9 protein-coding genes are annotated in these 5,462 nt (G+C 70.9%); 5 read left to right on the forward strand and 4 right to left on the reverse strand.

Annotated features, from left to right (window positions below; all coding sequences use genetic code 11):
* The coding region (locus tag ACFC1R_RS38470; protein WP_375946377.1) for a hypothetical protein at positions 1–412 on the reverse strand (412 nt) is incomplete at its 3' end.
* A gap of 337 nt (positions 413–749) precedes the next feature.
* On the opposite strand from ACFC1R_RS38470, the gene ACFC1R_RS38475 reads away from it, so the two are divergent.
* The 3 genes from ACFC1R_RS38475 to ACFC1R_RS38485 all read left to right on the forward strand — a co-directional run bounded on the left by ACFC1R_RS38475 (position 750) and on the right by ACFC1R_RS38485 (position 1,934).
* Positions 750–1,127: a hypothetical protein gene (locus tag ACFC1R_RS38475; protein WP_375946378.1), complete on the forward strand. Its 378-nt coding sequence runs from the start codon at positions 750–752 to the stop codon at positions 1,125–1,127.
* Positions 1,128–1,350: 223 nt separating this feature from the next.
* Positions 1,351–1,584 (forward strand): DUF6296 family protein, encoded by a 234-nt coding sequence (locus ACFC1R_RS38480; RefSeq protein ID WP_375946379.1) that lies wholly within the window; start codon positions 1,351–1,353, stop codon positions 1,582–1,584.
* Positions 1,581–1,934: an STAS domain-containing protein gene (locus ACFC1R_RS38485; RefSeq protein WP_375946380.1), complete on the forward strand. Its 354-nt coding sequence runs from the start codon at positions 1,581–1,583 to the stop codon at positions 1,932–1,934. The genes ACFC1R_RS38480 and ACFC1R_RS38485 overlap by 4 nt, the downstream gene beginning before the upstream one ends.
* Positions 1,935–2,236: 302 nt before the next feature.
* Here ACFC1R_RS38485 and ACFC1R_RS38490 read toward each other — a convergent pair whose 3' ends face one another.
* Complete coding sequence (locus tag ACFC1R_RS38490; protein ID WP_375946381.1) at positions 2,237–2,695, reverse strand: ASCH domain-containing protein; 459 nt, start codon at positions 2,693–2,695, stop codon at positions 2,237–2,239.
* 160 nt (positions 2,696–2,855) lie between these two features.
* Complete coding sequence (locus tag ACFC1R_RS38495) at positions 2,856–3,068, reverse strand: hypothetical protein (protein ID WP_375946382.1); 213 nt, start codon at positions 3,066–3,068, stop codon at positions 2,856–2,858.
* 175 nt (positions 3,069–3,243) lie between these two features.
* On the opposite strand from ACFC1R_RS38495, the gene ACFC1R_RS38500 reads away from it, so the two are divergent.
* Together ACFC1R_RS38500 and ACFC1R_RS38505 are read left to right on the forward strand one after the other, a co-directional pair.
* Entirely contained in the window at positions 3,244–3,804 is a 561-nt protein-coding gene (locus ACFC1R_RS38500; RefSeq protein WP_375946383.1) for a hemerythrin domain-containing protein, read from the forward strand.
* Between the two features lie 575 nt (positions 3,805–4,379).
* Positions 4,380–4,928, forward strand: a complete 549-nt coding sequence (locus ACFC1R_RS38505) for a helix-turn-helix domain-containing protein (RefSeq protein WP_375946384.1) — start codon at positions 4,380–4,382, stop codon at positions 4,926–4,928.
* An 88-nt stretch (positions 4,929–5,016) separates the two neighbouring features.
* Here ACFC1R_RS38505 and ACFC1R_RS38510 read toward each other — a convergent pair.
* Positions 5,017–5,462 (reverse strand): Lsr2 family protein (locus ACFC1R_RS38510; protein WP_375946385.1); only part of this gene is annotated, 446 nt, incomplete at its 5' end.

Below are 5,462 nucleotides of genomic sequence, written 5' to 3' on the forward strand. Positions count from 1 at the left end.
CGGCGTTGCGGGCCGCGGTGAACCGGGCCGGGGCCAGCGCGTACAGGCGGTCCGCCACCGTCTCGAAGTTCTCCATCAGCGCGCTCCCGAACGGGCAGGTCTGGCCGAAGGGCGTCGTCGGCTGGGCCCGCCCGCTGGGGACTGGAACGGGCGGGCCCTCCTCTTTGCGGCATCCGACCGCATTCCCACCATCGCGGACCGCCCCGCGACCGCGCCCGCTGGAACGGCCAGCGGAGTTGCCCCTACCCGTTATCCGGGCGAGCACCAGTCCGGGTGCTTGGTTTGCATCGACGCCGCGTTCGAGGTTGGACGTCACTAACGACAACGGCACCTCGGCAGCCCCGGGACCCTCCACGTAGCCCGCCCCGCGCGCCCCGGCTCCCCAGAGCCGGCCGAACTCACCCTCTGCCATCGGCCCACCCGCGGCATGACGATCGTGGGCCTGCACACCATGGTCACCCATGAACGATCAGGCGCTGGAGGCGCTGCGTACCGGACCGGAGCACCAGCCCCGACGGCCGGCTGATCCGCACCCTCGCCGCAGATCGAGCTGTACTCCACCCGGATCGAGAGCGACCCCGCCACCGGCCGCCCGGCTGTCAACGCCGGGCACGTCTACGTGCCCGCCCCGCCCCGCCGGTGCAGGCCGCTCAGATGCGACGGCTTGCGGCGTGTGCGGGCGCGGGGATCGGACAGGTGCAAGGTGCGACCGAAGAGCGGGCGTGCACCAGATTTGGCAGGTGATGATCGTGAGCGGAGAGAAGACGCACCCGAGCATGGAGGAAGGCCAGAGCAGTCGGTTCGATGGAGCGGACCAGCACGGCTGGGGGCCGGACGTCGACGCCGAGCACCAGGAGCCCAACGACAGCGCGCACCGTTCATTCGAACCGGACACGTACGCGCCCGCCCCGGGCCCGGGTGGTGAGAAGGCCCCGGAGGAGGAGCGCGAGGTTCCCGGGGACACCGTGGAGAGCACAGGGCGCCGCGGTGAGGAACAGGGGCCGTCGAAGCACTCGTACGACCTGGGTCCTCAAGGACCGTCCGGCCGCCCCAGCGGCGGCCGCACCGAGCGGGCCCACACAGGCGTCGATCCGCAGGAACCCGACAGCCCCACCTCGGGCCACTGACACCGAGGGAGCAATCCGCCACAACGGAAGTCACCACGGCGCTGCCAGGGCTGATGCGCACCGGATCGCACACCACCGTGCTTTCGACGGCAACCCGGCAATGACCAGGCGTGGTTCGCGACGGCTGCGGCCGGTCCGGGTGGGGCGGGGTTCGGCACCGCGGCGAACAACTCCGTCCCCCGGCCGGGCGGCGCGGGGGGCCGGCTGGGGGCAGGATCGGGGGATGAATGCTGTCGTGCAGCGCTACGCGCTGCTCCTGCCGACCGAAGACGTCATGCACGCCACGCCGCGGGTCGTGGTGGTGCACCGGACCCCGGACGTGGTCGGGGGTCTGCCGGTCTACGAAGACCCGGACGGTGCGGTGCGCGCGGTGATCGAGCACCTCGGTGTCGCCCGCCTCCTGGACACCGACAGCGTCCCGACGGAGCAGCCGGTGACCGCCGTGATCCTGCCATGACCCCACCCACAGGCCCCGTCCCCCAGCTGACCGTTCACACCCGCGCACCCACCCCCGGATGCCGCGTACTCACCCCGGCCGGCGACCTCGCCCACGACACCGCACCCCACCTGCGCACCGAACTGCTCCAGGCGATCGAGGAGCCCGGCGTCACCACCGTCATCCTCGACTGCCACGCGATCGCCTTCTGCGACTTGGCCGGGATCCACCTCTTCCTCCACGCCCGGCTGCTCGCCGAACAGGCCGACGTCGACCTGCACCTGTCGTCACCACCGCCGCAGCTGCTCCGGCTTCTGGAGGTCACCGGGGCGGACCAGGTGCTCAAGATCGACCCCGCTCCGCCCGTGTAGCCGCGGTCGGCCGCTCGTGCCGTCCTGGTCTGCCGGTTTTGCCGTGGCACTGGGTCCCGTCTCGTCGAGTTGGCAGGTGAGACGATCCGACCGGCGGCCGCCGTGGTCTCCCCCGTTCACGGCGGCCGCCCATCCCGTCCTCCCGCACATCGGACATGCGCGGCTGCGCCGCCGAGTCGGTCAGGGGAGAAAGGCGGCCGGGAGCGAAGTCAGAGACGCTCCGATTTCGGAGCAGGCAGATGGCCGCAGGCAATGAGCACGGAACCCGGGCCCGTGGACCTGCCCGCGAAGGCTCCGGGAGTTCAGGGCTCCGATCCGTGGGCAGTGTCCGGTTGGCAGCCGATCCGGGAGTCGCTTCTGGTTTCGTCGCGCGTGGGACAGCGTTGCTGGCGAATGGCCCGGAGGATGTCCTCGCTGGGGGTCCACAGGCCGAGCGATCCTCTTGCGGGAAGAGGCGCGGCAAGAGCCTGGATGTCGGCGAGTTCCCAGTGCCAGCTGTCACGGAATCCCCATTCGGGGCAACAACCTTCGGTGGCGCGGTGGCAGCCGACGAGTTGCGCGCTGCCGATGATGGCGCCTCTCTCGTCCGGCCAATCGGGGTCCGCTGGCGGGAGTAGGCCCTCGTAGGTGGCCAGGCCGGCGTGGATGAGGAGCAGGCCGCGGTACTTGGTGGGGCGGGGGCGGTTCTCGATCCGTTTCGGGCCGTACACGATGGCGTCGGCGTAGGGCTGGCGCACGGTGAGGGCCCTTACGGTGGTCATAGGTGCTGCCCTTCGCAGTCTGTGTGTTCGCCGCCGGCGCCGGTTGTGGGGCAGGTAGCAGCCGTTGTGGCTGCTGTCCTGATCCTGGCGGTCGGAACGTCGCTGCTGTTCGTCGACGGTGATGGCGGCGGGCAGCAGGAGAGCGAGCGAGTCGACGATCTCACGGGACCACCGGGAGTGGCTGAGGATCGCCGAACGGCGCCGCCACCCCGATGACGCCACGGTGCGCCAGGTCAGGCTGGAGCGCACCCGCACCGCAGCCCTCGCTCTGCGCGGCGACCAGGTCCAGCCCGCCCGACCCCGGGTGCGCCGCAGCCGCCTGTGACGCCCAACCGGCGGTGTCGGGGTACGAGTTCTGCAGAGCGAAGTACAAGCTCGCGTGCAGAGGCTGGCGTGAGCATGCGCGGTGCCGTGCCCTGGCAGGGTAGCCGGGTGACCCGTGCCGCCCGGGTGTTCATCCTCGGCATGGGCGGGGAACGGATGGCCGCCGGCGCGGCCTGGGAGCCGCGCACCGGACAGACCACGACCTTGAGGAAAGGCGCACGGGTATGGGACACGGCGGGAACGTCATCGCGGAGCTGACCGGCGACCACCGCGAGGTGGAAGAGCTGTTCGAGCGGATCAAGGAGCTGCCCGCCGGCGACGAGCGCCGCCGTGAGATCGCGGACGAGTTCACCATCGAGCTGGTGCGACACTCCGTCGCCGAGGAGCAGCACCTCTATCCCGCGGTGCGCGAGCACGTGCCCGGCGGCGCGGCCCTCGCGGACAAGGAGATCGCCGACCACGCCAAGGTCGAGCAGCTCTTGAAGGACCTCGAAGGCACCGATGTGGGCGACGCGCGGTTCGACATCCTCGTGGCCCGGGTGATCGCGGAGGTTGGCGAGCACGTGCGCGACGAGGAAGACCGGCTCTTCCCCGCCCTGGCCGACGTCTGCTCACCCCAGCACCTGGACGAGCTCGGCGACAGGATCCGCAGCGCGAAGAAGATGGCGCCCACCCGCCCCCACCCCTCCGCCCCCGACACCCCGCCCGCCAATAAGCTCCTCGCCCCCGGCACCGGCCTGGTCGACCGCGCCCGCGACTTCGTCACCGGCCGCGGCAAGTCCTGACCCCGCCCGGGGCCCGTGCCCGGTCGGCGCGCTCGTCGAACACCGGACAGAAACCGCCGGTCCGTGCGCGCAGTCGGACCCCAGGTTCCGCAGTCGCCCGCATGGTGGTGCAGGAACATCTCGGTCCCCCGGCGCCGATCCGCAGCTCGATGATTACCCCGCAGGGCCTGCAACTACGGGTGGGTGGACGTGTCTGTCCGCGCTCCCTCGAGGCCGTGCTTGCGGCGGCTGCCAGGCGCTCGACCTGGTCTCGGTGGTCAGCGCCAGGAGGTGCCACGGTGACCGAGCGCTCGACCTGGCCTGTTCGGCTAGTCAAAGCGCTTATCGTGCCAGGCCCCTGGCCTGAATCCAGAGGGGTCACTGACCTGACATATGAGGGCGGGCCGGCTCTCGCGCTCAGCCGGGCCATCTGAAGGCTCACGGGCGAGGTCGAGGGCCAAGCCACACCGGTGAACGAACTTTCACGTCGGCGGCGCTACGACTGTTCGTTCACCCCGAACAAATTTTCACCCGCCATGGCGGACGGCGGTTCGTTCACCCTGAACGAACCGCCCAGTAGTGGGTAGGAACTGCACGTGAGTGAAACTCCGTACGGCTTCGACCCGGCGAAGCTCCGTGCTGCACGTACCGCCGCCAGCGCGTCGGTGGCCCGGATCGCGCGGGCGGTCGGGGTGAGCGAGCGGGCAGTCAGCCTATACCTCGCGGGCTCCCGCGTCCCCCGGCCCGAGATCCTGCCGCGCCTGGCGGCCACGCTCGGCACTACCCCGGCCGACCTGTGCACCGTCGAGCACGAGCAGCTGGCACACCTGCGGATATTCACCGGCCGCAGCCGCGCCTCGATGGCCAAGGCACTCGGCATGGCCGAGGAGACCTACCGGCAGCTGGAAACCACCGGCCGCCGCGGCCGACTCAGTTCGAGCCGCTACGACTACGCCCGCGACCGGTGGATCGCCTGGCAGGAGTGGGCACCACCCCTCTTCGGTGTCACCGCCGCCCGGCTGCTCGCCGCTGAGCAACGGACCCAGGAGCACTGGAAGGCCGGCCGTGAGAAGCGGCGGCAGCAGTGGCGCGAACGGGATCCCGACCGCGTCACCAAGATCGAGGAGAGCTTACGCAGGCCGTGACCAAGCCGCCGACACCGCCGCACCGCAGTAATGAGACAGTGCGTCATCGCGGGCCGGACCGCGGACGGCCAGGCTTCGGGTGGGACGATCAATCCACAGGCAAGCCGCTGCCGCGCGGGTCTCCCCAGCCAGCCTGCGCGGGTGCCTCGCAGTGCTGGTCGTACTCCCGGCCGAGCCAGATGGGGATCCGGCCGCGGTCGCCGACCTCGTAGCCCTTCTCCAGTGCCCAGGCCCGGACGGTCTGCGCGCGTACCAGTGCCGGCCGCTGGACTGGCTGCCCCGGCCGGGGGCTCCGGCCGCGTATCCGTCGGGCCCGAGCCACGAACGGTTCCAGAGCCTGGCGAAGCGCCGCCGCGTTCCCGGCGCTGAGATCGATCTCGTAGCGCTCACCGTCCAACGCGAAGACGACGGTCTCCTCCGCCGCGCTGCCGTCGAGATCGTCACTGAGCCTTTTCAGGCTGGGTACCGATCGGGTGATGGCTGTGTTGTCGGGGTGAGTGCAGAACGAACAAGGCTCCCGGGCGGTTGAGCGAG

Source organism: Kitasatospora sp. NPDC056138, assembly GCF_042264695.1.
In the GTDB taxonomy this organism is placed as follows: domain Bacteria; phylum Actinomycetota; class Actinomycetes; order Streptomycetales; family Streptomycetaceae; genus Kitasatospora.